This window comes from Pseudomonas sp. GW823-FHT03E05, assembly GCF_058796855.1.
The window spans coordinates 1,114,791-1,137,019 of the sequence record NZ_JBXAJB010000002.1 but is presented as its reverse complement, the minus strand read 5'-3'; the positions used below and the strand labels follow the sequence as shown (position 1 = coordinate 1,137,019).

The 22,229-nt window shown below is 65.1% G+C and carries 16 protein-coding genes; 11 read left to right on the top strand and 5 right to left on the bottom strand.

Translation table 11 applies throughout. From position 1 onward, the window contains the following. Positions 1–217 precede the first annotated feature (217 nt). The 6 genes from recC to yfiB all read left to right on the top strand — a co-directional run bounded on the left by recC (position 218) and on the right by yfiB (position 11,909). Positions 218–3,670: an exodeoxyribonuclease V subunit gamma gene (recC, locus tag AC1RCO_RS12970; protein ID WP_492617763.1), complete on the top strand. Its 3,453-nt coding sequence runs from the start codon at positions 218–220 to the stop codon at positions 3,668–3,670. Continuing rightward, on the top strand, positions 3,667–7,359 hold the full coding sequence (gene recB, locus AC1RCO_RS12965) for an exodeoxyribonuclease V subunit beta (protein WP_077933300.1): 3,693 nt from the start codon (positions 3,667–3,669) through the stop codon (positions 7,357–7,359). Before recC ends, recB begins: the two co-directional genes overlap by 4 nt. Beyond that, positions 7,356–9,437 carry an exodeoxyribonuclease V subunit alpha gene (gene recD / locus AC1RCO_RS12960; RefSeq protein WP_125063621.1) on the top strand — a complete coding sequence of 694 codons (2,082 nt, stop codon included), beginning with the start codon at positions 7,356–7,358 and terminating at the stop codon, positions 9,435–9,437. The genes recB and recD overlap by 4 nt, the downstream gene beginning before the upstream one ends. Before the next feature lie 116 nt (positions 9,438–9,553). Next, complete coding sequence (gene yfiR / locus AC1RCO_RS12955) at positions 9,554–10,135, top strand: regulatory sequestration protein YfiR (protein ID WP_072451365.1); 582 nt, start codon at positions 9,554–9,556, stop codon at positions 10,133–10,135. Next, entirely contained in the window at positions 10,132–11,400 is a 1,269-nt protein-coding gene (dgcN, locus tag AC1RCO_RS12950) for a diguanylate cyclase DgcN/YfiN (RefSeq protein WP_011059108.1), read from the top strand. The genes yfiR and dgcN overlap by 4 nt, the downstream gene beginning before the upstream one ends. Before the next feature lie 14 nt (positions 11,401–11,414). Then, positions 11,415–11,909 (top strand): outer membrane lipoprotein YfiB, encoded by a 495-nt coding sequence (yfiB, locus tag AC1RCO_RS12945; protein WP_015634043.1) that lies wholly within the window; start codon positions 11,415–11,417, stop codon positions 11,907–11,909. A 45-nt stretch (positions 11,910–11,954) separates the two neighbouring features. On the opposite strand, the gene AC1RCO_RS12940 is transcribed toward yfiB, so the two are convergent. After that, entirely contained in the window at positions 11,955–12,905 is a 951-nt protein-coding gene (locus tag AC1RCO_RS12940; protein WP_053156256.1) for a LysR family transcriptional regulator, read from the bottom strand. 149 nt (positions 12,906–13,054) lie between these two features. Here AC1RCO_RS12940 and AC1RCO_RS12935 point away from each other — a divergent pair, with 149 nt between their 5' ends. Both AC1RCO_RS12935 and mmsB read left to right on the top strand, forming a co-directional pair. Then, positions 13,055–14,581 carry a CoA-acylating methylmalonate-semialdehyde dehydrogenase gene (locus AC1RCO_RS12935; protein WP_492617762.1) on the top strand — a complete coding sequence of 509 codons (1,527 nt, stop codon included), beginning with the start codon at positions 13,055–13,057 and terminating at the stop codon, positions 14,579–14,581. Between the two features lie 10 nt (positions 14,582–14,591). Then, complete coding sequence (mmsB, locus tag AC1RCO_RS12930) at positions 14,592–15,479, top strand: 3-hydroxyisobutyrate dehydrogenase (RefSeq protein WP_053156260.1); 888 nt, start codon at positions 14,592–14,594, stop codon at positions 15,477–15,479. A 336-nt stretch (positions 15,480–15,815) separates the two neighbouring features. Here mmsB and AC1RCO_RS12925 read toward each other — a convergent pair whose 3' ends face one another. The 3 genes from AC1RCO_RS12925 to AC1RCO_RS12915 all read right to left on the bottom strand — a co-directional run bounded on the left by AC1RCO_RS12925 (position 15,816) and on the right by AC1RCO_RS12915 (position 17,287). After that, a complete protein-coding gene (locus AC1RCO_RS12925; RefSeq protein ID WP_011059113.1) occupies positions 15,816–16,334 on the bottom strand; it encodes an RES family NAD+ phosphorylase in 519 nt (172 codons plus the stop codon). Beyond that, the gene (locus AC1RCO_RS12920) at positions 16,331–16,816 is read right to left on the bottom strand and encodes an Xre family toxin-antitoxin system antitoxin (protein WP_492617761.1); all 486 of its coding nucleotides are present in this window, start codon (positions 16,814–16,816) and stop codon (positions 16,331–16,333) included. The genes AC1RCO_RS12925 and AC1RCO_RS12920 overlap by 4 nt, the downstream gene beginning before the upstream one ends. A gap of 126 nt (positions 16,817–16,942) precedes the next feature. Beyond that, entirely contained in the window at positions 16,943–17,287 is a 345-nt protein-coding gene (locus tag AC1RCO_RS12915; RefSeq protein WP_011059115.1) for a cupin domain-containing protein, read from the bottom strand. Between the two features lie 287 nt (positions 17,288–17,574). Here AC1RCO_RS12915 and kynB point away from each other — a divergent pair, with 287 nt between their 5' ends. The 3 genes from kynB (at position 17,575) to pdxR (ending at position 20,898) form a co-directional block, all read left to right on the top strand. Beyond that, entirely contained in the window at positions 17,575–18,228 is a 654-nt protein-coding gene (gene kynB / locus AC1RCO_RS12910) for an arylformamidase (RefSeq protein ID WP_015634049.1), read from the top strand. Between the two features lie 93 nt (positions 18,229–18,321). After that, entirely contained in the window at positions 18,322–19,173 is an 852-nt protein-coding gene (kynA, locus tag AC1RCO_RS12905; protein ID WP_492617760.1) for a tryptophan 2,3-dioxygenase, read from the top strand. Positions 19,174–19,398: 225 nt separating this feature from the next. Continuing rightward, positions 19,399–20,898 (top strand): MocR-like pyridoxine biosynthesis transcription factor PdxR, encoded by a 1,500-nt coding sequence (gene pdxR / locus AC1RCO_RS12900; RefSeq protein ID WP_065364673.1) that lies wholly within the window; start codon positions 19,399–19,401, stop codon positions 20,896–20,898. Positions 20,899–20,925: 27 nt separating this feature from the next. Here pdxR and AC1RCO_RS12895 read toward each other — a convergent pair whose 3' ends face one another. Further along, positions 20,926–22,134, bottom strand: a complete 1,209-nt coding sequence (locus AC1RCO_RS12895) for a benzoate/H(+) symporter BenE family transporter (protein WP_065364672.1) — start codon at positions 22,132–22,134, stop codon at positions 20,926–20,928. Positions 22,135–22,229: the final 95 nt, after the last annotated feature.

Here is a 22,229-nt window from a genome sequence, read left to right as displayed (position 1 = left end):
CATCGCCGATGGTAGTGTGGGGTTTCCCCATGTGAGAGTAGGTCATCGTCAAGATTAAATTCCGAAACCCCAACTGCACATGCAGTTGGGGTTTTGTTTTTGCGCGACATAAAAGCCCGGCGCTTTCTCTGTCACTGTTTGCTCGACCTGGCTGCCACTGCCCGGTGACAGTGCTAAGGTTCCGCCCTAGCTTTTTGCATTCTCCAAGGAAGCCTTTATGCCGGACGCCTCGTCCCTCAACCCTGGTTTCATGGTGGTTCACGGTAACCGCCTGGACGAGTTGCGCAGCCTGGTGGTCAGCTGGATGCGGCGTTATCCCCTGGCGCCCCTGGAAAATGAAATTGCCCTGGTACAGAGCAACGGTATCGCCCAATGGCTGAAACTGGCCCTGGCCGAAGACCCCGAAGTGGATGACGGCGGTGGCTGCGGTATTGCCGCTGCCATTGATGTGCAATTGCCGGGCAGTTTCATGTGGCAGTTGTACCGCCTGGTCCTGGGGCGAGACGAAATCCCGCCCAAATCCCTGCTGGATAAAGCTCCCCTGACCTGGCGGCTGATGCGCCTGTTGCCGGAGTTGATCGATGAGCCGCATTTCGAACCCCTGCAACGCTTCCTGACCCACGACAGTGACCTGCGCAAGCGCTATCAATTGGCCGAGCGTTTGGCCGATCTGTTCGACCAATACCAGGTATATCGAGCCGACTGGCTGGAGGATTGGGCCGCCGGCCGCCACCAACTGCGCAATGGTCGTGGTGAAACCAAGGCCCTGACGCCTGCCAACTGCTGGCAGGCCGAGCTATGGCGCGCGCTGCTGTTGGATGTCGGCACCGAGGGGATGGCCCAGAGTCGCGCAGGCGTTCACCAGCGCTTTATCGAGCGGATCAACCAACTGGAGGTGGCGCCCAGGGGCTTGCCGTCCCGAGTGATCGTTTTCGGTATCTCTTCGCTGCCGGCCCAGGCCCTGGAGGCACTGGCCGGGTTGGCCCGCTTCAGTCAGGTGCTGCTGTGTGTGCACAACCCTTGTCGCCATCACTGGGCCGATATCGTTGCCGACAAGGACCTGCTGCGCCACCAATACAAACGCCAGGCGCGCAAGGCCGGCATGCCTCAGGCCCTGGATCCGCAAACCCTGCACCAGCACGCCCACCCGCTGCTGGCCGCCTGGGGCAAGCAAGGCCGTGACTACATCAACCTGCTGGACAGCTATGACGATCCCAACAGCTATCGCAGCGCTTTTCGCGATGGTCGGATCGATCTGTTCAGTGACAGCCAGCCGGCCAGCATGCTCCAGCAATTGCAGGACGACATTCTCGAACTGCGCCCGCTGAACGAAACACGTGAGTTGTGGCCGCAGGTCGATATCCAGCACGATCAATCGATCCGCTTTCACATTGCCCACAGCGCCCAGCGAGAAGTGGAAATCCTTCACGACCAGCTCCTGGCGCGCTTCAGTGCAGAGCCCGATCTGCGGCCCCGGGATGTGATCGTCATGGTCCCGGACATCGACAGCTACGCCCCGCATATCCGCGCCGTGTTCGGCCAGCTGGAGCGGGATGACCGGCGCTTCATTCCCTTTACCCTCACTGACCAGGGCCAGCGTGGCCGTGACCCGCTGCTGATCGCCGTCGAACATCTATTGAAGCTGCCGGACAGTCGTTTTCCGGTCAGTGAGATTCTCGACCTGCTGGACGTTCCAGCCCTGCGTGCGCGTTTTGGCGTCGACGAAGCCGACCTGCCGACCCTGCACCGCTGGATTGAAGGTGCCGGCATCCGTTGGGGAATGAATGCCGAGCAGCGCGCAGAACTGGGGCTGCCCCCGGAACTGGAGCAGAACAGTTGGCGTTTCGGCCTGCGGCGCATGCTCCTGGGTTATGCCGTCGGCCGCTCCGACGCCTGTGACGGTATCGAGCCTTATGACGAGATCGGTGGCCTGGATGCGGCGCTGATCGGTCCCCTGGTCGCCCTTCTTGACGCCCTGCAGTTCGCCTACCAGCAACTCACCCAGCCGGCGGTTCCGGCGGAGTGGGGCGAGCGCCTGCACAACCTGTTGGAGCAGTTCTTCCTTGCCAGCAACGAGCACGATGATTACCTGCTGGGACAGCTCGACGACCTGCGGGAAAACTGGCTGGAAACCTGCGAGTCTGTGGGCCTGCAAGATCAGTTGCCGCTGACGGTGGTCCGCGAAGCCTGGCTGGCCGGCCTGGACCAGGGGCGCCTGTCCCAGCGTTTCCTCGCCGGAGCGGTGAACTTCTGCACCCTGATGCCGATGCGCGCCATTCCCTTCAAGCTGGTGTGCCTGCTGGGCATGAACGATGGCGATTACCCCAGGGCGCAGCCGCCTCTGGACTTCGACCTGATGGGTAGCGACTACCGCCCCGGCGACCGATCACGGCGCGAAGACGACCGTTACCTACTGCTTGAAGCCCTGCTCTCGGCTCGTGACCAACTTTATGTCAGTTGGGTTGGCCGCAGCATTCGCGACAACAGCGAGCGCCCGGCCTCGGTCCTGATCGGCCAGTTGCGCGATCACCTGGCCAGCGGCTGGCGGCTGCCCGATGAGCAGGACTCCCTGCTGGAGGCCCTGACCCAGGAGCATCCCCTGCAACCCTTCAGTGCCCGCTATTTCCACGACAGCGACACGCTGTTCAGCTACGCCCGGGAGTGGCAAGTGCTGCATCAGGTCCGAGAGGAACTGGGCGCAGTCGAACGCCTGGAATCCTATGTCCAGGACGAGCCCCTGAGCCTTGCCCAGTTGCAGGATTTCCTGCGCAACCCGGTGCGGCATTTCTTCAGCCAAAGGCTCAAGGTGTTCTTTGAAGCCATGGAAGCACCGCTGGCCGATGAAGAGCCCTTCGTGCTCGATGCCCTGCAGCGCTACAGCCTCAGCGACAGCCTGCTGGAAGCGGCGCTGGGCGACGCCGCGCAGCCCGAGCAAGCCTTGCAGGCCCAGGCCCAGAGGCTGCAAGCCAGTGGCCTGTTGCCCATGGCCGGTTTTGGCGAATGCCTGCAGCGCGAACTGCTGGAGCCCCTGCCGGACCTGTTGCAGCGTTATCGGCAACTGCTCGACCTGTGGCCGACCCCGGTAACCAGTGCGCTGCCGGTGAGCCTGGAACTGCAAGGCGTGCGCCTGGAAGGTTGGCTCAGCAGCCTGCACCAGCGAGCTGATGGCGGGTTGTTGGCTGTGAGCGCCATCCCCAACGGCATCGGCTCGACCAAGACCCGTAAATGGCATCGGCTGATCAAGCCTTGGGTCAATCATCTGCTGGCCTGCGCCAGTGGTTACTCCTTGACCACCGCGCTGGTGGCCAGCGATGACAGCCTGTTGTTGCCGCCGCTGGAGCAGGAGGTGGCCCGGCAGATTCTCGGCAACCTGCTGCAGGCCTGGCAGGCCGGCATGCGCCAGCCGCTGCCGGTGGCGATCAAGACCGCCTTCGCCTGGCTGGGCCAGAGCGACCCGGACAAAGCCGCGGCCGCTGCACGCAAGACCTACGATGGCGACGGCCAGAACAGCGAGGGCGAACGCCGGCAAAGCCCGGCCCTGGCCCGCCAATTCGCCGACTACAACGCACTGATCGCCGATGAAACCTTCAGCGGTTGGGCCGAGACCCTTTATCGACCCCTGTTGAATGCTCCCTGGCGTTCGGCGCTCGGCGAGGAGGCAGGCGCATGACTGCACAAGCTCCCCTGGCCCTGGCATTTCCTCTGCGCGGCAGCCAGTTGATCGAGGCCAGTGCCGGTACCGGCAAGACTTTCACCATCTCCGCGCTCTACTTGCGCCTGGTGCTGGGCCATGGCGGCGAGGCGGCGGGTTTCGGGCGTGAATTGCTGCCGCCGCAGATACTGGTGGTGACCTTTACCGATGCCGCCACCAAGGAATTGCGCGAGCGCATTCGCACGCGCCTGGCAGAAGCCGCGCGCTTCTTTCGCGATGAAACCAGCGCCCCCGATGGCCTGATCGTCGAGTTGCGTGAGCAATACCCCGTCGAGCAGTGGGCCGCCTGTGCCAATCGCCTGGACATCGCCGCGCAATGGATGGATGAGGCCGCGGTCTCGACCATCCACAGTTGGTGCCAGCGCATGTTGCGCGAACATGCGTTCGACAGCGGCAGCCTGTTCACCCAGACCCTGGAAACCGATCACAGCGACCTGCTGGGCCAGGTTCTGCGCGATTACTGGCGGCTGTTCTGCTACCCGATGCAGGGGGATGCCCTGAACTGGGTGCGCAGCCATTGGGTCGGGCCGGCCGAACTCATGCCCCGAGTGCGGGCAATGTTCGGCAACGAGCGTCGGGACCCACCCGAACAGACGCCGAGCGAGTTGATCGAAGCCTGCCTGCAAGAACGTCGTGAAGCCTTGGTGCAGATCAAGGCGCCCTGGCGCGAGTGGGCCGCGCAACTGCGGGAGATCTGCCTGCAAGGCGTGGCCAGCAAGAGCGTCGACGGGCGCAAGATGCAGGCCCGGTTCTTCGAGCCCTGGTTCGAAAAGATCAGTGCCTGGGCCGAGGACGAATCCGTCGAGCAGCTGGACATCGGCACCGGCTTCACCCGCCTGACCCCCGAAGGCATGAGCGAGGCCTGGAAAGGCGCGGCCCCCGATCACCCCGGGCTTGACGCCATGGCCGGGCTCAAGGCCAGCCTCGATGCCTTGCCCAGCCCGGATGCGGCGGTCCTGCAACACGCCGCGCAATGGGTGGGGGCACGTTTCGAAGAAGAGAAGCGGCGGCGCGCCGAGATGGGCTTCGACGACATGCTGCTGCGCCTGGACAGCGCCCTGCAGAGCGATGGCGGCGAGCGCCTGGCGACCCTGATCCGCGAGCAGTTCCCGGTGGCCCTGATCGACGAATTCCAGGACACCGACCCGGTGCAGTACCGGATCTTCGAAAGCATCTACCGGATCGAGGCCAACGACCCCGAGACCGGCCTGTTCCTGATCGGCGATCCCAAGCAGGCGATCTACGCCTTCCGTGGCGCCGATATCTACACCTACCTGCGGGCACGCCAGGCCACCAGCGGGCGCCTGCACACCCTGGGCACCAACTTCCGTTCCAGCCAGGCGATGGTCAGCGCGGTCAACCATGTGTTCCTGCAAGCCGAACAGCGGCCGCAGGGACAGGGAGCCTTCCTGTTTCGCGAAGCGGATGGCGAGAACCCGGTGCCATTCCTGGCGGTGGCCGCCCAGGGGCGCAAGGAGCAATTGCTGGTCGACGGCCAGCCGGTGCCGGCACTTAACTTCTGGCAATTGCCTTCGGAGCAGCCACTGTCCGGGGCCCAGTATCGCCAGCATCAGGCGGCGGCTTGCGCCACTGCGATTGTCGGCCTGCTCAATGGCGGCCAGCAGGGGCGCAGTGGGTTTGTCCGTGAGCAGCAAGCGCTGAAAGGCTTGCTGCCGGCGGATATCGCGATCCTGGTGCGCGATGGCAAGGAGGCCCAGGCCGTGCGCGGCGAGCTGGCGGCCCGCGGGGTGCGCAGTGTGTACCTGTCGGACAAGGACTCGGTGTTCGCCGCCCAGGAAGCCCGGGATGTTCTGGTGTGGCTCAAGGCTTGCGCCGAGCCGGACGTGGAGCGGCCGCTGCGCGCGGCCCTGGCGTCCCTGACCCTGAACCTGCCGCTGCTGGAGCTGGAGCGGCTCAACCAGGATGAACTGGCCTGGGAAGCGCGGGTCATGCAGTTCCGTGGCTACCGGGCGATCTGGCGCAGCCAGGGCGTGCTGCCGATGCTGCGGCGCCTGCTGCATGACTTCCAGCTCCCCCAGGCGCTGATGGCCCGCAGTGATGGCGAGCGGGTGCTGACCAACCTTCTGCACCTGTCCGAGCTGCTGCAACAAAGCGCCGCCGAACTCGACGGCGAGCAGGCCCTGATCCGCCATCTGGCCGAGCACCTGGCGCTGTCCGGGCAGGCAGGGGAGGAGCAGATCCTGCGCCTGGAAAGCGATGAGCAACTGGTCAAGGTGGTGACCATCCACAAGTCGAAGGGCCTGGAATACCCCTTGGTGTTCCTGCCCTTCATCTGTTCCACCAAGCCGGTGGATGGCAGCCGCTTGCCGCTGCATTACCACGATGCTGCCGGCAAGCCCCAGGTCAGCCTGCGGCCCACCCCGGAGCTGATTGCCCTGGCCGATGAAGAGCGCCTGGCGGAAGACCTGCGGCTGCTCTATGTGGCCCTGACCCGGGCCCAGCATGCCTGCTGGCTGGGGGTGGCCGATCTCAAACGGGGCAATCACAGCAGCTCGGTATTGCACCTTTCGGCCCTGGGTTACCTGCTGGGCGGCGGCGATGTCCTGGGCGAATCCAGCGCCTTGTTGCGCTGGCTGCTGGACCTGCAGCAGGGCTGCGCTGCGATTGGCGTGTCCGAGCTGCCCGTCGTCGATGACCAGCGCTATCAGCCACCGCGCAACGAGGCCACCCTGCTGGCGCCGCTGACGCCTAGCCGTCGCGCCGCGGAAAACTGGTGGATTGCCTCCTATAGTGCCCTGCGAATCAGCGACATCCTGGGGGCGGGCAGCACCGAGGCGCCGGAAAACCCCCAGGCGCAGAAACTCTTCGACGACGAACGCCTGGACCCCGAAGCTCCTCGGGAAACCCTGGCCAGCGGCGGCGATATCCACCGCTTCCCCCGCGGCCCGAACCCCGGGACCTTCCTTCATGGCCTGCTGGAGTGGGCCGGGGAAGAGGGTTTTGCCGCTGCCCCCGAGGCGATCGAGGACGCCGTGGCCCGGCGCTGCAATCGCCGCGGCTGGCAAGGCTGGATCCCGACCCTGAGCGACTGGCTGCAGCACCTGCTGCAAGCGCCCTTGCCCCTGGGCGAGGGCCAGGCACCGGTGGTGCTCGGGCAGTTGACCCAGTACCGGGTCGAGATGGAGTTCTGGTTCGCCAGCCACAAGGTCGATGTGCTCAAGCTCGATGAGCGGGTACGCCAGCAAACCCATCAGGGCGCGCCCCGAGTCACGGCCGAGCCGGTATTGCTCAACGGCATGTTCAAGGGCTTTATCGACCTGACCTTCGAGCACCAGGGCCGCTATTACGTGGCCGACTACAAATCCAACTGGCTGGGCGCGGACGACGCGGCCTACACCGAGCAGGCCATGGAACAATCGATTCTCGACAACCGTTACGACCTGCAATACGTGCTGTACCTGCTGGCCCTGCACCGGCAATTGAAGGCCCGGCTGGCGGACTACGACTACGATCGCCATGTGGGCGGCGCCTTGTACCTGTTCCTGCGGGGCACCCGTGCCGCCAGCCAGGGGGCCTACTTCGCCCGGCCGCCTCGACAGTTGATCGAGCAACTGGACCGCATGTTCCAGGGCCAGCCCGAGCCACCCAAGGCCGAGCCCGCCTGGGAGCAGGGAGTGCTGCTATGACCCAGGACCTGTTCGATGCACTGGACCAGGCGCCGCAACCGGCCTTCGACCTGGTGCCCCTGAGCCGCGCCGACGACTTGCTGCTGTTGCTTGAGCGCTGGGTCGAGCGCGGCTGGCTGCGTTCCCTGGACCGGGCCTTTGTCGGCTTCCTGCATGAGCTGGACCCGGGCTGTGATCCGCTGGTACTGATGGCCGCGGCCCTGACCAGCCATCAGCTGGGGCACGGGCATGTCTGCCTGGACCTGTTCGAAACCCTCAAGGAGCCGGACTTCGCCCTGTCGCTGCCGCCCGAAGGCGACGCACAAAACGGCGCACCGGCGCTGCCGTCCCAGGTGTTGATGGGGCTTGAAGGGGCGCACTGGTGCAAGGTCCTGGCCGGCAGCCGCCTGGTGGCCCTGGCGGCGGATCATGCCGAGTCTTCCCGGCAGCGGCCGCTGGTGCTGTCCGGCAAGCGCCTGTACCTGCGCCGCTACTGGGCCTATGAGCGGCGTATCGACAACGCCTTGCGCCAGCGCCTGGCCTTGGCCGAGGCCACGCCGGAAAACCTCGCGGCGCGCCTCGACGGGCTGTTCGGCCCGGCCAAGGCGGCGGGGCCCGTCGACTGGCAGAAACTCGCCTGTGCCCTGGCCACCCGGGGCGCCTTCAGCATCATCACCGGCGGCCCCGGCACCGGCAAGACCACCACCGTGGTGCGCCTGCTGGCCTTGCTCCAGGGCCCGGCGGTGGAAGCACGCAAGCCGCTGCGCATTCGCCTGGCGGCGCCTACCGGCAAGGCCGCGGCGCGCCTGACCGAGTCCATCAGCTTGCAGGTGCGTTCCCTGGCGGTGCCCGATGAGGTGCGGGAAATGATCCCCAGCGAGGTGACCACCGTGCACCGCTTGCTGGGCAATCGCCCGGGCACCCGGCATTTCCGCCATCACGCCGGCAACCGGTTGCCCCTGGATGTCCTGGTGGTGGACGAAGCCTCGATGATCGACCTGGAAATGATGGCCAACCTGCTGGACGCCTTGCCCATCCATGCACGCCTGGTGTTGCTGGGGGACAAGGACCAACTGGCCTCGGTGGAAGCCGGCGCCGTGCTCGGCGACCTGTGCCGTGACGCCGAGGCCGGTTGGTACAACCCGCAGACCCGGGCCTGGCTGGAGGCGGTCAGTGGCGAGAACCTGGGAGCCAGCGGCCTGCAGGAAGACAGCGCCCACCAGCATCCCCTGGCGCAGCAGGTGGTGATGCTGCGCCATTCCCGGCGTTTCGGCGAAGGCAGCGGCATCGGCCAGCTGGCGCGTTGGGTCAACCAGCAGCAGGCCGATGAGGCCCGGCGCCTGCTGGCGGCTCGCAGCCATGCCGACCTGTATGGCCTGAGCCTCAAGGGCGAGCAGGATCGGGCCCTGGAGCGGCTGCTGCTGGAGGGCCATGGCGAGGGGCCGCAAGGCTACCGCCACTACCTGAATGTACTGCGCAGCCAGCGCCCGCCGCCGGGTACGCCTCTGGAGGATCGGCGCTGGACCGACTGGGCGCGCCATGTCCTGCAGGCCTTTGATCGCTTCCAATTGCTGTGCGCGGTGCGCAAGGGCCCCTGGGGTGTCGAAGGCCTGAACCTGCGGATCACCCAGGCGCTTTTCAAGGCCCGGCTGATCGACAGCGACCAGCAATGGTACGAGGGCCGCCCGGTGCTGATGACCCGCAACGATTACGGCCTGGGCCTGATGAACGGTGATATCGGCATCGCCCTGAAACTGCCTGAGCAGGAAGGCTCGGAGGCGGGGCGTCAGGTGCTGCGCGTCGCCTTTCCGCGCAACGATGGCCAGGGCGGGGTGCGGTTGGTGCTGCCAAGCCGGCTCAATGACGTGGAAACCGTTTACGCCATGACTGTGCATAAGTCCCAGGGCTCGGAGTTCGCCCACACCGCGTTGATCCTGCCCGACGCTTTGAACCCGGTGCTGACCAAGGAGCTGATCTATACCGGTATCACCCGGGCCAAGGACTGGTTCAGCCTGATCGAGCCCCGTGCCGGAGTGTTCGAAGAGGCTGTTCGGCGCAAGGTCAAGCGTCTGAGCGGGTTGATGCTGGAGTTGGACTGACGCCCATGTTTCCGGCTTTTCTCAGGCATCGTGCTCGGGCGCTGGTCTCGCTGCATTTTCCCGGGTTGTGCTATCGTTGCGGCATCATTTCCGTGAAAATCAAAGAGAATCCCTGCATGGACGTGGCTGTCTTGAGGACAGAGCGCATTTTGGGGTGGAGACAGTGTGTGCTGTCGACCATTCTCTGCCTGTTCAGCCTGTTGGCCATCGCGCAGTCGGAGCCACCGGCGGCCGCGAGCCTGGCCGAGCAACGGGCCAAGGCTGTAACCCAAGTGGTGCTGGGCATTCTCAGCTACGCTCGCTGGCCCGTGGAGCCTGCGCAACTGCGTCTGTGCGTGGTTGGCCCCACCGAATACACCGATGACCTGCTCAAGGGCGCGACCCAGGCCACCGGCCGCCCGGTGCTGGTGCGGCGTCTGCTGGCCAACAACCCGTCGTTGGCCAGTGAGTGCGATTCGGTCTATGTCGGCAAATTGTCCAATGATGAGCGTACCCGTCTGTTCAACTCGCTGATCGGGCAACCGGTGCTGAGCATCAGTGAGGGGGGCGACCAGTGCACCGTGGGCAGCCTGTTCTGCCTGCGGGTCGGCGACAGCCAGGTGTCGTTCGAGGTCAACCTGGATTCCGTGGCGCGCAGTGGGGTGAAGATTCATCCCAGCGTGCTGCAGCTTTCCCGTCGTCGTCCGGCGGCCCCATGAAACTGTTCAAGCCCAACGCCCGCCCTACACTGCGGTCGGTCATCGGTCGCGGCCACCTGATCGTCGCTCTGCTGGCGATCTCCATGGCCAGCCTGTCCTTGACCTTTCTCGGGGTGTTGGCCCTGCGCGTGTACGCCGATCACAACCTGCACCTGATCGCCCGCTCCATCAGCTACACCGTGGAAGCTGCAGTGGTGTTCAACGACAGTGTGGTGGCCACCGAGGCCCTGGCCCTGATCGCCTCCACCGAAGAGGTGGCCGACGCCAAGGTGTATGACAGCCAGGGCCAGTTGCTGGCCAGCTGGCAGCGCCCGGAAAGCGGCTTTCTGACCAACCTGGAAATGCACGTCGCCAGCGCCTTTCTGGAAAAGCCCATCAGCCTGCCGATCCTGCACCAGGGGCGGGAAATCGGCACCATCAATGTCACCGGCCATGGCGGCAGCCTGTTGCGGTTTCTCCTCAGTGGCCTGGTGGGCATCGTGCTGTGCATCGCCCTCAGCGCCTGGTTGGCGCTGTACCTGGCGCGCCGCCAGCTGCGGGGCATCACCGGACCGTTGCGCAGCCTCGCCGATGTGGCGCACGCGGCCCGGCGCGAACGGGCCTTCGATCAGCGGGTGCCGCCTGCGGAAATCGCCGAACTGGACAACCTGGGCAACGACTTCAACGCCCTGCTCGATGAGCTGGAAGCCTGGCAGACCCATCTGCAAAGCGAGAATGAAACCCTGGCCCACCAGGCCAGCCACGACAGCCTGACCGGCCTGCCCAACCGGGCGTTCTTCGAAGGCCGGCTGATCCGTGCCCTGCGCAGCGCCAACAAGCTCAACGAGCGCATGGCGGTGCTGTTTCTCGACAGCGACCGGTTCAAGGAGATCAACGATAACTTCGGCCACGCCGCTGGCGATGCGGTGCTGGTGGCTGTGGCCACGCGGATTCGCGCGCAGTTGCGCGAGGACGACCTGGTGGCGCGCCTGGGCGGGGACGAATTTGCCGTGCTGCTGACCCCGCTGCACCGGGTCGAGGATGCCCAGCGCATCGCCGACAAGATCATCAGCAGCATGGAAGTACCGATTCAACTGCCCGGCAGCCTGTCGATCCTGACATCGCTGAGTATCGGTATTGCCGTGTACCCGGATCATGGTGCGACACCGGGCAGTCTGTTGAATGCCGCCGACGCGGCCATGTACCAAGCCAAGCGCGGTTCGCGAGGCGGGCAACACACAGTGGGGGCGGAGCCTCCTATCGTTCAGGTTCAAAACAGGAGCTAATTCCCTTGTTCTCGATGACGCAACGTTCGGTTCGACTGTTCAGCACTCTTGTGTTCATGGCCCTGCTGGCCCTGGCCGGCTGTCAGAGCGTGCCGCCCAAAGGTCTGACCCCGAAACAGATCGCGGTACTGAAACAGGAGGGCTTCGAACTGACGGATGAAGGCTGGGCCTTTGGCCTGTCGGGCAAGGTGCTGTTTGGCAGCGATGTGGAAACCCTGAACCAGGCCAGCACCGAGATCGTCCAGCGCATCGGCAAGGCGCTGCTCAGCGTCGATATCCAGAAGGTCCGGGTCGACGGTCACACCGACGCGTCGGGCAAGGAGGCCTACAACGTGCAACTGTCCGTGCGCCGGGCCAAGAGCGTGGTCAAGGTGTTGACCCAGGTTGGCATGCGTGAAGAAAACATCCAGCTGCGCGGCCTGGGCAGCAGCGAGCCGGTGGCCTCCAACAGCACCGTGGCCGGGCGTACCGAGAACCGTCGGGTGTCGATCGTGGTGATCGCCGACTGATCGACGACCTGCGGGTTGCGGCTGCAGCCTTGCGGCCGCTAAGGGTCAGGGGGCGGCGAAGCGCATGCTGCGACTCTCGCCCATGAGCAGCGGCCGATTCTGCTCGGTCACCTCGCGGATGTAATCCCATAACAGGGTGATCCGCTTCAACTTCCTGAGATCCTCCCGGCAGTACATCCAGAATTGCCGGGTCAGGTTGATTTCCTTGGGCAGCACTGGCAGCAGGCGCGGGTCCTGGGCCGCCAGGAAGCACGGCAGGATCGCCAGCGAGCGGCCCTGCTGCGCTGCCACGTACTGGGCAATCACGCTGGTGCTGCGCAGGTTGGCGCTGGCCCCGGGCACCACATTGGCCAGGTACAGCAGCTCGGAACTGAAGGCCAGGTCATCCACATAACTGATGAATTGATGCTCGCTCAGGTCGCCGGGGCGGCGGATCGGCGGGTGGCGATCGAGGTATTCCTGGGTGGCGTACAGCTGCAGGCGGTAGTCGCACAGCTTGCAGCACACATAGGGGCCGTGCTCCGGGCGTTCCAGGGCGATGACGATATCCGCCTCGCGCTTGGACAGGCTGATGAAGTGCGGCAGCGGCAGGATATCCACCGAAATTGCCGGGTAGGCGTCGAGGAAGTGGCTGAGTTGCGGGGTGATGAAGAAGGTGCCGAAGCCTTCGGTGCAGCCCATGCGCACATGGCCGGACAACGCCACTCCGGAGCCCGAGACCTGCTCGCACGCCATGTGCAGGGTGCTTTCGATGGACTCCGCATAACCCAGCAGGCGCTGGCCCTCGGCGGTGAGGACAAAGCCGTTGGTGCGGGATTTTTCGAACAGCAAGGTGCCCAGGGCGGTTTCCAGGGACCCGATGCGCCGCGACACCGTGGTGTAGTCCACCGCCAGGCGCTTGGCCGCGCTGCTGGCCTTGCGAGTGCGCGCCACTTCGAGGAAAAACTTCAGGTCGTCCCAGTTCAGGGTGCTTAGCGAGGTGATGTTTTTTTGCATGATGGACCGGATTTTATGTGCGTTCTTATTAGAAGTTTGCACATCTATACTCCAAAAACCGTCCGATACCAACTCGCGACAGCCCCTCTTTCAAGGCGCTTGCCCGCCTTGGTTTCCCTGCATAAGAACTCAAGAAGTCAGGAGACCCCATGAACGCATCCCTCAAGCCCGACGGCACCACCCTGCAACAGGTCAAACTGCTGATCGACGGTGAATGGGTCCAGTCCCAGAGCCAGGAATGGCACGACATCGTCAACCCGGCGACCCAGGAAGTGCTGGCCAAGGTGCCCTTTGCCACTGCCGCTGAAGTCGACGCCGCGATCGCCGCTGCCCAGCGCGCCTTCCAGACCTGGAAACTGACCCCGATTGGCGCGCGGATGCGCATCATGCTCAAGCTCCAGGCCCTGATCCGCGAGCACTCCAAACGCATTGCCGTGGTCCTCAGCGCCGAGCAGGGCAAGACCATCGCCGACGCCGAGGGTGACATCTTCCGCGGCCTGGAAGTGGTGGAGCATGCCTGCTCCATCGGCACCCTGCAGATGGGCGAATTCGCCGAAAACGTCGCCGGCGGCGTGGACACTTACACCCTGCGCCAGCCGATCGGCGTGTGCGTCGGGATCACCCCGTTCAATTTCCCGGCAATGATTCCGCTGTGGATGTTCCCGATGGCCATCGCCTGCGGCAACACCTTCGTCCTCAAGCCTTCCGAGCAGGACCCGCTGTCCACCATGCTGCTGGTGGAGCTGGCGGTGGAGGCCGGGGTGCCGGCCGGTGTGCTCAACGTGGTGCACGGCGGCAAGGACGTGGTGGATGCGCTGTGCACCCACAAGGACATCAAGGCGGTGTCCTTCGTCGGTTCGACCGCGGTCGGCACCCACGTCTATGACCTGGCGGGCAAGCACGGCAAGCGCGTGCAATCGATGATGGGCGCCAAGAACCACGCCGTGGTGCTGCCCGACGCCAACCGCGAACAGACCCTCAATGCCCTGGTGGGCGCCGGCTTCGGCGCTGCCGGCCAGCGTTGCATGGCCACCTCGGTGGTGGTGCTGGTGGGGGCGGCGAAACAATGGCTGCCGGACCTCAAGGCCCTGGCGCAGAAACTCAAGGTCAACGCCGGCAGCGAGCCGGGCACCGATGTCGGCCCGGTGGTCTCCAAGCGTGCCAAGGCGCGGATTCTGGAGCTGATCGAAAGCGGCGTGAAAGAAGGCGCCAAGCTGGAGCTCGATGGCCGCGACATCAAGGTTCCGGGCTACGAGCAGGGCAACTTCATCGGCCCGACCCTGTTCTCCGGGGTGACCACCGACATGCAGATCTACACCCAGGAAATCTTCGGCCCGGTGCTGGTGGTGCTGGAGGTGGATACCCTGGACCAGGCCATCGCCCTGGTCAACGCCAACCCCTTCGGCAACGGCACCGGCCTGTTCACCCAGAGCGGTGCGGCGGCGCGCAAGTTCCAGAGCGAAATCGACGTCGGCCAGGTGGGCATCAACATCCCGATTCCGGTGCCGGTTCCATTCTTCAGCTTTACCGGCTCCCGCGGTTCCAAGCTCGGCGACCTGGGCCCCTACGGCAAGCAAGTGGTGCAGTTCTACACTCAGACCAAGACCGTCACCAGCCGCTGGTTCGACGATGACAGCGTCAATGACGGTGTGAACACCACCATCAGCCTGCGTTGAGGAGCCTGACATGAACATTGCATTTATCGGCCTGGGCAACATGGGCGCGCCCATGGCCCGCAACCTGATCAAGGCTGGCCATCAGTTGAACCTGTTCGATCTCAACCAGAGCGTGCTGGCAGAGCTGGCGCAACTGGGCGGGCGTATCAGTGCTTCGCCCAAGGCCGCCGCCGAAGGCGCCGAACTGGTGATCACCATGCTCCCCGCTGCGGCCCATGTGCGCAGCGTCTGGCTGGGCGAGGATGGGGTGCTGGCGGGTATTGGCCGCGGGGTTCCGGCGGTGGATTGCAGCACCATCGACCCACAGACCGCCCGTGAAGTGGCCGCAGCCGCCGCCAAGCAGGGCGTGGCCATGGCCGATGCTCCGGTATCCGGTGGCACCGGCGGCGCCCAGGCCGGGACCCTGACCTTCATGGTCGGCGCCAGCGCCGAACTGTTCGCCACCCTGCAACCGGTGCTGGCGCAGATGGGCCGCAACATCGTGCACTGCGGTGAAGTGGGCACCGGGCAGATCGCCAAGATCTGCAACAACCTGCTGCTGGGGATTTCGATGATCGGCGTCAGCGAAGCCATGGCCCTGGGGGATGCCCTGGGCATCGACACCCAAGTGCTGGCGGGGATCATCAACAGCTCCACCGGCCGGTGCTGGAGTTCCGACACCTACAACCCGTGGCCGGGCGTGATTGAAACCGCCCCGGCGTCCCGCGGCTACACCGGAGGCTTTGGTGCCGAGCTGATGCTCAAGGACCTGGGGCTGGCCACCGAAGCCGCGCGCCAGGCCCACCAGCCGGTGGTGCTCGGTGCCGTGGCACAGCAGCTGTACCAGGCCATGAGCCAGCGTGGGGAAGGTGGCAAGGACTTCTCGGCCATCGTCAACAGCTACCGCAAGCCGCAGTAAGGCGTCGCTTGTAGGGAGGGGGCGCTGGCGGGTTTGCGCGGCAATCTGAACGCCGCCAGTGGTCTCTCTGGGTATCGCCAAACCAGGTCCTGCGGCTCAGCAGCGGCTACAAGGGGCGATGTAGCCGCTGTCGCAAGCTGCGAACGGCTCCGCAGGAGACGCAGCGGTCTCAAACCCGGCAGAGGTTTGTCTGGGTATCGCCAGGCAAGGCCCTTCGGTTCTTTTCGCAGCTTCGCGGGCTCAGCAGCGGCTCCACGCGTCATTGAATGCAGCCCCTTCAGCCGGGGCATTTGCGGGAACCTGCGTCGGGCAGGTTCCCGCTTTTTTTTGCCCGGCTCAGTTCGGCCGGCTGGCAACGGTGCCGGAGGGAGGGTTGAGGCGGGTGTCGAGGCCGAAGCGTTCCTGGATCACCACCTGGTACAGCCCCTTGGCCAGCAGCGGATTGATCAGGATATTCCAGCTGTGCCGGGAAACCGACGAGGGCACCAGCACGAAAGGGTGGTCCGCCAGCAACTGATCGGCGAACTTCTGCTGGCCGGCGCTGGGAATCCCCGGCACCAGCCAGTTGGGGTTGGGAATACGGTTTTCATCGACTCGGTAGATGGCGGTCGGGTCCTGGATCAGGGCGCCGGTGAGTACATGGGGCACGCTGTCCAGGGCGGCAAAACCCTTGTGCACCGCCACTTCCAGAATCGCCGTGGCCGGGTCGGCGCTGGCGTATACCGCCTTCACGCCCTTGGAGTTCCAGCGGCCGCCACACAGCTCGGCGCCAATGCCGCTGTCCCAGCTGTCGGCGTGTCGGGCGGCGTCCAGCCGCCAGAAGTGAAGGGTGCTGCTGCCCGGCACACTGATCACTGATAGACCCCGTATTCCAGGCGGGTGAGGAACTCGTCCACCAGTTCGAAACCGATGGGGTTGGTCAGCAGGTCCACCGGTTTGTGGCCGTCCAGGCCCATCATCGGCTTGGCCATCCACTCCTGGGCCTCTTCACTGCTGCCGAAGATGTCCTCGGCCTTGGCCAGCACCTGGGCGAAGCGCACCGCACGGGCGCTCTGTTCCGGGTTCAGCGGCTCGTCCGGGGTTTTCAGGCGCCGGTGCAGGGTGCGTTCGGAAAGGCCGATGATCTTGGCCAGGACCTGTTCGTCCTTGAGCATGGGCACCGAGGAGACGAACTTGATGATCGCCGTCAGCGGGATGCCCTCCTCGGTCAGGCGATAGATCGAGATACGATCGTCAAAGCGTGCCCGGCCACCCAGAAGGATGTCCGAGGACTGCTCTTTCAATACCAGTTTGCCTCGCCGCTTGGGAACGAGGCCGGTGCCTGTCAGCGCGACCATGAGTGCTGCTCCTGCCTTTTGCCATTTGGCAGTGATTATATAGACATTTGGCAAAAGGTGCTGGCTTGAATCGCAACACGGCCAGGGGAGCCCGGCTGACGCGGGCTCCCGGTATCGAGGGAGGGCTCAGGCGAAGACGAAGTACTTGCGCACGGTTTCCACCACTTCCCAGGTGCCTTTCATCCCGGGCTCCACTACGAAGATATCGCCGGCGCGCAGGTGGATGGGGTCGCGGCCGTCCGGGGTGATCACGCAGTAGCCTTCCTGGAAATGGCAGTACTCCCACTTTTCATAGGCCACCCGCCATTTGCCCGGGGTGCAGATCCAGGTGCCCATGATCTTGCTGCCATCCTCGCTGGTGTAGGCGTTGAGGTTGACGGTGTGCGGATCGCCCTGGAGTTTTTCCCACTTGCAGGCGTCGAGCACCGGCAGCGGATGAGTGTCGCGAAGAACGGTGATGGGTTGGGACATGCTGTGCTCCTAGCAGGCAGAGAACTGAAGCCGCACCCTATAGCGCCTGGCGGGCAGGGGGTTGTCTGTACTCGACCTCGGGGTATCCAGAAGCGCAGCGCCTGCCCCGAGTCGAGGTGGCTGGGCGCAGGGCCGGGAAGAGGGGTGGCGGTTGCAAGATTCATTCGGCAAACAGGGCTTTGTTAGCAGTAATTGCGAAATATCCGCGGCTGCCCGAGTTATTTCGCAAGAATCTTTACCGGTTTCGCTCGTATCATTCAGCTCGGAGTGACCTAAGAGCCGCACGAATGGAAAATACACCACGCTGGTGGGATATCAGCCCGCCGTTGAGTACCGCAACCCCGACCTGGCCGGGAGATACGCCGTTCCAGGAGGAGCGCGTCTGGCAGTTCGGCCCCGAGTGCCCGGTGAATGTCGGGCGGGTGACCCTGTCGCCCCACACCGGTGCCCATGTCGATGCGCCCCTGCATTACCGGCCGGACGGCCTGCCCATCGGTGAAGTGCCGCTGGATGTCTACATGGGCCCGTGCCGGGTCCTGCACTGCCTGGACAGCGGTGCTCTGGTGCAGCCCGAGGCGTTGCTCGGGCGCCTCGAAAACTTGCCTGCGCGAGTGTTGCTGCGTACTTATCCACAGGCTCCGCTGAGTGCCTGGGACCCGGACTTTACTGCCGTTGCTCCAGCCACTGTCGAGCTGCTGGCCAGCCTCGGCGTGCGCCTGATCGGCATCGACACCCCGTCCCTCGACCCCCAGCAGTCCAAGACCATGGACGCCCACAACACCGTGGCCCGCCATGGCATGGCGATCCTCGAAGGCGTGGTTCTCGATGAGGTTGCCGAAGGCGACTACGAACTGATTGCCCTGCCACTGCGCTTCGCTCACCTGGACGCCAGTCCGGTGCGGGCGATCCTGCGCCCCCTGGCCGATTCATTCCTACAATAAATACACAGCTGGCCCTTCGCGCCGTTGTGCATCCCGATCCGGGCTGCGCAGCCAGCGATGGGCAACCGCTGCCTGAGGCGAGGAGCCCACGCGATGAGCCAATGTCCCTTTTCAAGCAATCCGCCGGCTGAGTGGCATAACGCCGAGCTGAATTTTTCCGACTCCATGAGCTACGGCGACTACCTGGACCTGGGGCGCATCCTCAGCGCCCAGCATCCCCTGTCGCCGGACCACAACGAGATGCTCTTCATCATCCAGCACCAGACCTCGGAGCTATGGATGAAGCTGATGCTGCACGAGCTCAAGGCGGCCCGCGAGCATGTGCGCCAGGGCCAGTTGCCGCCGGCGTTCAAGATGCTGGCGCGGGTTTCGCGGATTTTCGATCAACTGGTGCACGCCTGGGCGGTGCTGGCCACCATGACGCCGTCCGAGTACAAGTCGATCCGGCCTTACCTGGGCCAGTCCTCGGGCTTCCAGTCGTTCCAGTACCGGGAGATCGAATTCATCCTCGGCAACAAGAGCGCGGCCCTGTTGCGGCCCCATGCCCACCGTCCCGAGCTGCTGCAATCCCTGGAAGAATCGATTGCCACGCCGTCCATGTATGACGAAGCGATCGCCCTGATGGCCCGCAGTGGCTTGAGCATCGACCCTGCGCGCCTGGCACTGGACAGCACCACCACGACTCAGCATGACCCGTCGGTGGAAGCGGCCTGGCGCGAGGTCTACGCCAACCCTTCGGCCTATTGGGACCTGTACCAGTTGGCGGAGAAGTTCATCGACCTGGAAGATTCCTTCCGCCAGTGGCGCTTTCGCCATGTGACCACGGTGGAGCGCATCATCGGCTTCCAGCCCGGTACCGGTGGTACCGAGGGCGTGGGCTACCTGCGCAAGATGCTCGACACCGTGCTGTTTCCCGAACTGTGGCGAGTGCGCTCCTCGCTCTGACCCGAAAACGCCCCGCCTGCCGGGGCGTTTTCATGTGCCTGCTGGCGTCTGATGGCCTGCACAGCAGACGCGCTCTTGAGATCTGGAAGGTCCTCCGGACCTTATCGCAGCCTGCGGCAGCGGCTACAGAGGTCGTTAGAGAGCAGCGGGCGCTGGCGGCAGTTGCGCTCTGGGGATAAGGTGGCCGCCTTCGGTGCACCATTTTTACTCTCTAAGGCAGACCACATGTCCCGGACCTTCGAGCTTGAAACCCTCAAGATGCGGCTCAGCGATCCTGAGTTCCGCCCTCTGGACCTGCACCAGCGCATCCAGCGCGCCTTGCGCGGGCTGATCCTCGACGGCGCCCTGGGCCCTGGCGTGAAGCTGCCGGCGACCCGGGCCCTGGCCAAGTCGCTGGCGGTATCGCGTGACACCGTGGAAAACGCCTATGTGCAGTTGCAGCGCGACGGTTTTGTCCTGCGGCGCAAAGGCTCGGGGAGCTATGTCTGCGAAACCATCGGTGCCCAATTGCGTGGCCCGTCCCGCCGGCGCCAGCTCCAGCAAGGGTTGCCGGCCCACAGCCCGGAACCGGGAGCGGGCCTGAGCCGGCGCGGCGCGGCACTGTTGGCGCGGGGTGGGGTCAGCGATCAGCAGGCGGTCACGGCCTTCGCTACCGGTTTGCCGGAAACCCGCAGCTTCCCGCTGGAGGTCTGGGAGCGCCTGCAACGCCAGGCATTGAAGGATTACCGTGCCAGCGTGCTGCTGCATGGCGATCCCCAGGGCGCGCTGCCCCTGCGCAAGGCGATTGCCGCCTACCTCAACCTGGAACGCGGGGCCAAGGTGCAGCCCGAGCAGATCCTGGTGCTGAGCAGCACTCGCCAGGCGCTGTTCCTGTGCGCGCAACTGCTGGTGGACGCCGGCAAGCCGATCCTGATGGAGAACCCGGGCTACTTCGGCGCGCGCAAGGCCTTCGAGGCGGCCGAGGCGCGGATCGTGCCCATTGATGTGGATGGCCAGGGCATCCGCACCGACCTGTTGCGAGCCGACCGCAGCGGCGCCCGCTGTGTCTATGTGACGCCCTCGCACCAGTACCCCACGGGTGCCACCCTGTCCCTGGAGCGCCGCCTGGAGCTGACCCGCTGGGCCGCCGAGCACGACCGGTGGATCATCGAGGACGACTACGACAGCGAGTTCCACTACGAGGGCCTGCCCACCGCCTGCGTCCAGGGCCTGGACCCGTTTCGGCGCACCCTGTACATCGGCACCTTCAGCAAGACTCTCTATCCGGGCCTGCGCATGGGCTACATGATCCTGCCCGCCGAACTGGTGGGGGCCTTCAGCAGTGCCCGCAGCATCATGGACGGGCACACGCCGCAGATCCTCCAGCTGACCCTGGCGCGGTTCATGGAGGAGGGGCACTACAACGCCCATGTACGGGCCATGCGCAAGCTCTACGCCGGGCGCCGGCAGGCCATGCTCGAGGCCATAGGGCGGCATTTGCCGGGCATTGCCAGGGCCTTGCCGCCACCCGGCGGGTTGCAGGTCCCGTGTCTTCTGGAGCCCGGCTGGAGCGAGGAGCTGACCCAGCAACGCGCGGCCAGGGCTGGCATCCAGTTGCCGGGGCTCAGCCGGCTTTATGCGGGCGAGCAGAAGCAGCAGGGCTGGCTATTGGGCTATGCGTCCCTGAGCGCCCATGAGATCGAGGCGGCGATGGCGCGTCTGGCCCAGGCCCTGGGAAAGCCCTAGCCAGCGGCCTTTTTCCAGCGCCGGCGGTCAGGGCTTGGCGCGTTCCAGTGCCAGGGCGCTGCGCGGGCCCAGGATCAACAGGTGCACGGTCAGCCCGGCAACCAGCCCCCAGAAGGCACCACCGATCCCCAGCAAAGTGACGTTGGCGGCAGTGGCAAGGAAGGTGATCAGCGCGGTTTCCCGGGTGGCCGTATCGGCCATGGCGTTGGCCAGGCTGCCGCCGATTGCCCCCAGCAATGCCAGGCCGGCCAGGGTGGTGATAAAGGCCTTGGGCAAGACCATGAACAGGGTCGCCAGGGTGACCCCGAAGGTCCCCACCAGGATGTAGAAAACGCCGCAGGCGATACCGGCGATATAGCGTTTGCCCGGGTCCGGGTGGGCATCCTCGCCGGTACAGATCGCCGCGGTGATCGCCGCCACGTTGAATGCGTGAGCGCCGAACGGCGCCATGATCAGCGAGCCCAAACCGGTGACCGTGAGCAGCGGGTTGGCGCTGGTCTGGAAGCCGTCATTGCGCAACACCAGCATGCCCGGCATGTACTGGCCGGTCAGGGTGATGACGAACAGTGGCAGGGCCACGCCGAGCAAGGCCGACACGGAGAACTGTGGCGCAGTGAACAGGGGAGCGGCGAAGCTCAGGTGCACGCTGGCGAAGTCGACCCGCTCCTGGACGATCAGCAACGCCAGGCCGATGAACAGGATGCCCACCACGGCAAAGCGTGAAGTGAAGCGCCGCAGCACCGCATAGGACAGTACCAGCACGATCACCAGCAGTGGATCGGCACTCGCGCCGCCAAAGGCGTTGATCCCGAACTGCAGCAGGATGCCTGCCAGCAGGCCAGCCGCGATGCCCTTGGGAATCAGGCGCACCAGCTTGTCGAAAGCCCCGGACCCGCCCAGGACGATGAACCCCAGGGCGCAAACCAGGTAGGCGCCGATCACCTCGGCATAGGGCGTGAAGGGCATCACCGTGGCCAGGAAGGCCGCCCCGGGGGTAGACCAGGCGGTGATGATCGGCGCCCTGTAGCGCAGGCTCAGCCACATGCCGCTCAGGCCCACGCCCAGGGACACGGCCCAGACCCAGGAGGTGGTCTGGGCGGGTGTCAGCCGGGCCAGTTCAGCGGCCTGGAACACCAGGATGAAGGTCCCGCCATAGTTCACCAGCACTGAGATCAGTGCCGCCACGGTGGGAGAGAAGATATCGGCCGGTCTAAGGCCTGTCGCGGTTCTGTTCATAAGCCACTCTCCGTCGAGGAACAGGCTCCCTGGCCCAAGCGCCGGGAGAGGCCCGATTCTAGGTAACGGATGGACTATCGTTTCGAGCCACATTC

Coding starts and splice junctions, on each gene's coding strand:
- mmsB (WP_053156260.1), top strand. CDS start 14,592: ATGAACATTGCATTTATCGGCCTGGGCAACATGGGCGCGCCCATGGCC.
- yfiB (WP_015634043.1), top strand. CDS start 11,415: ATGACGCAACGTTCGGTTCGACTGTTCAGCACTCTTGTGTTCATGGCC.
- AC1RCO_RS12915 (WP_011059115.1), bottom strand. CDS start 17,287: ATGTCCCAACCCATCACCGTTCTTCGCGACACTCATCCGCTGCCGGTG.
- kynA (WP_492617760.1), top strand. CDS start 18,322: ATGAGCCAATGTCCCTTTTCAAGCAATCCGCCGGCTGAGTGGCATAAC.
- AC1RCO_RS12920 (WP_492617761.1), bottom strand. CDS start 16,816: ATGGTCGCGCTGACAGGCACCGGCCTCGTTCCCAAGCGGCGAGGCAAA.
- AC1RCO_RS12895 (WP_065364672.1), bottom strand. CDS start 22,134: ATGAACAGAACCGCGACAGGCCTTAGACCGGCCGATATCTTCTCTCCC.
- recC (WP_492617763.1), top strand. CDS start 218: ATGCCGGACGCCTCGTCCCTCAACCCTGGTTTCATGGTGGTTCACGGT.
- AC1RCO_RS12940 (WP_053156256.1), bottom strand. CDS start 12,905: ATGCAAAAAAACATCACCTCGCTAAGCACCCTGAACTGGGACGACCTG.
- dgcN (WP_011059108.1), top strand. CDS start 10,132: ATGAAACTGTTCAAGCCCAACGCCCGCCCTACACTGCGGTCGGTCATC.
- recD (WP_125063621.1), top strand. CDS start 7,356: ATGACCCAGGACCTGTTCGATGCACTGGACCAGGCGCCGCAACCGGCC.
- recB (WP_077933300.1), top strand. CDS start 3,667: ATGACTGCACAAGCTCCCCTGGCCCTGGCATTTCCTCTGCGCGGCAGC.
- yfiR (WP_072451365.1), top strand. CDS start 9,554: ATGGACGTGGCTGTCTTGAGGACAGAGCGCATTTTGGGGTGGAGACAG.
- AC1RCO_RS12935 (WP_492617762.1), top strand. CDS start 13,055: ATGAACGCATCCCTCAAGCCCGACGGCACCACCCTGCAACAGGTCAAA.
- pdxR (WP_065364673.1), top strand. CDS start 19,399: ATGTCCCGGACCTTCGAGCTTGAAACCCTCAAGATGCGGCTCAGCGAT.
- kynB (WP_015634049.1), top strand. CDS start 17,575: ATGGAAAATACACCACGCTGGTGGGATATCAGCCCGCCGTTGAGTACC.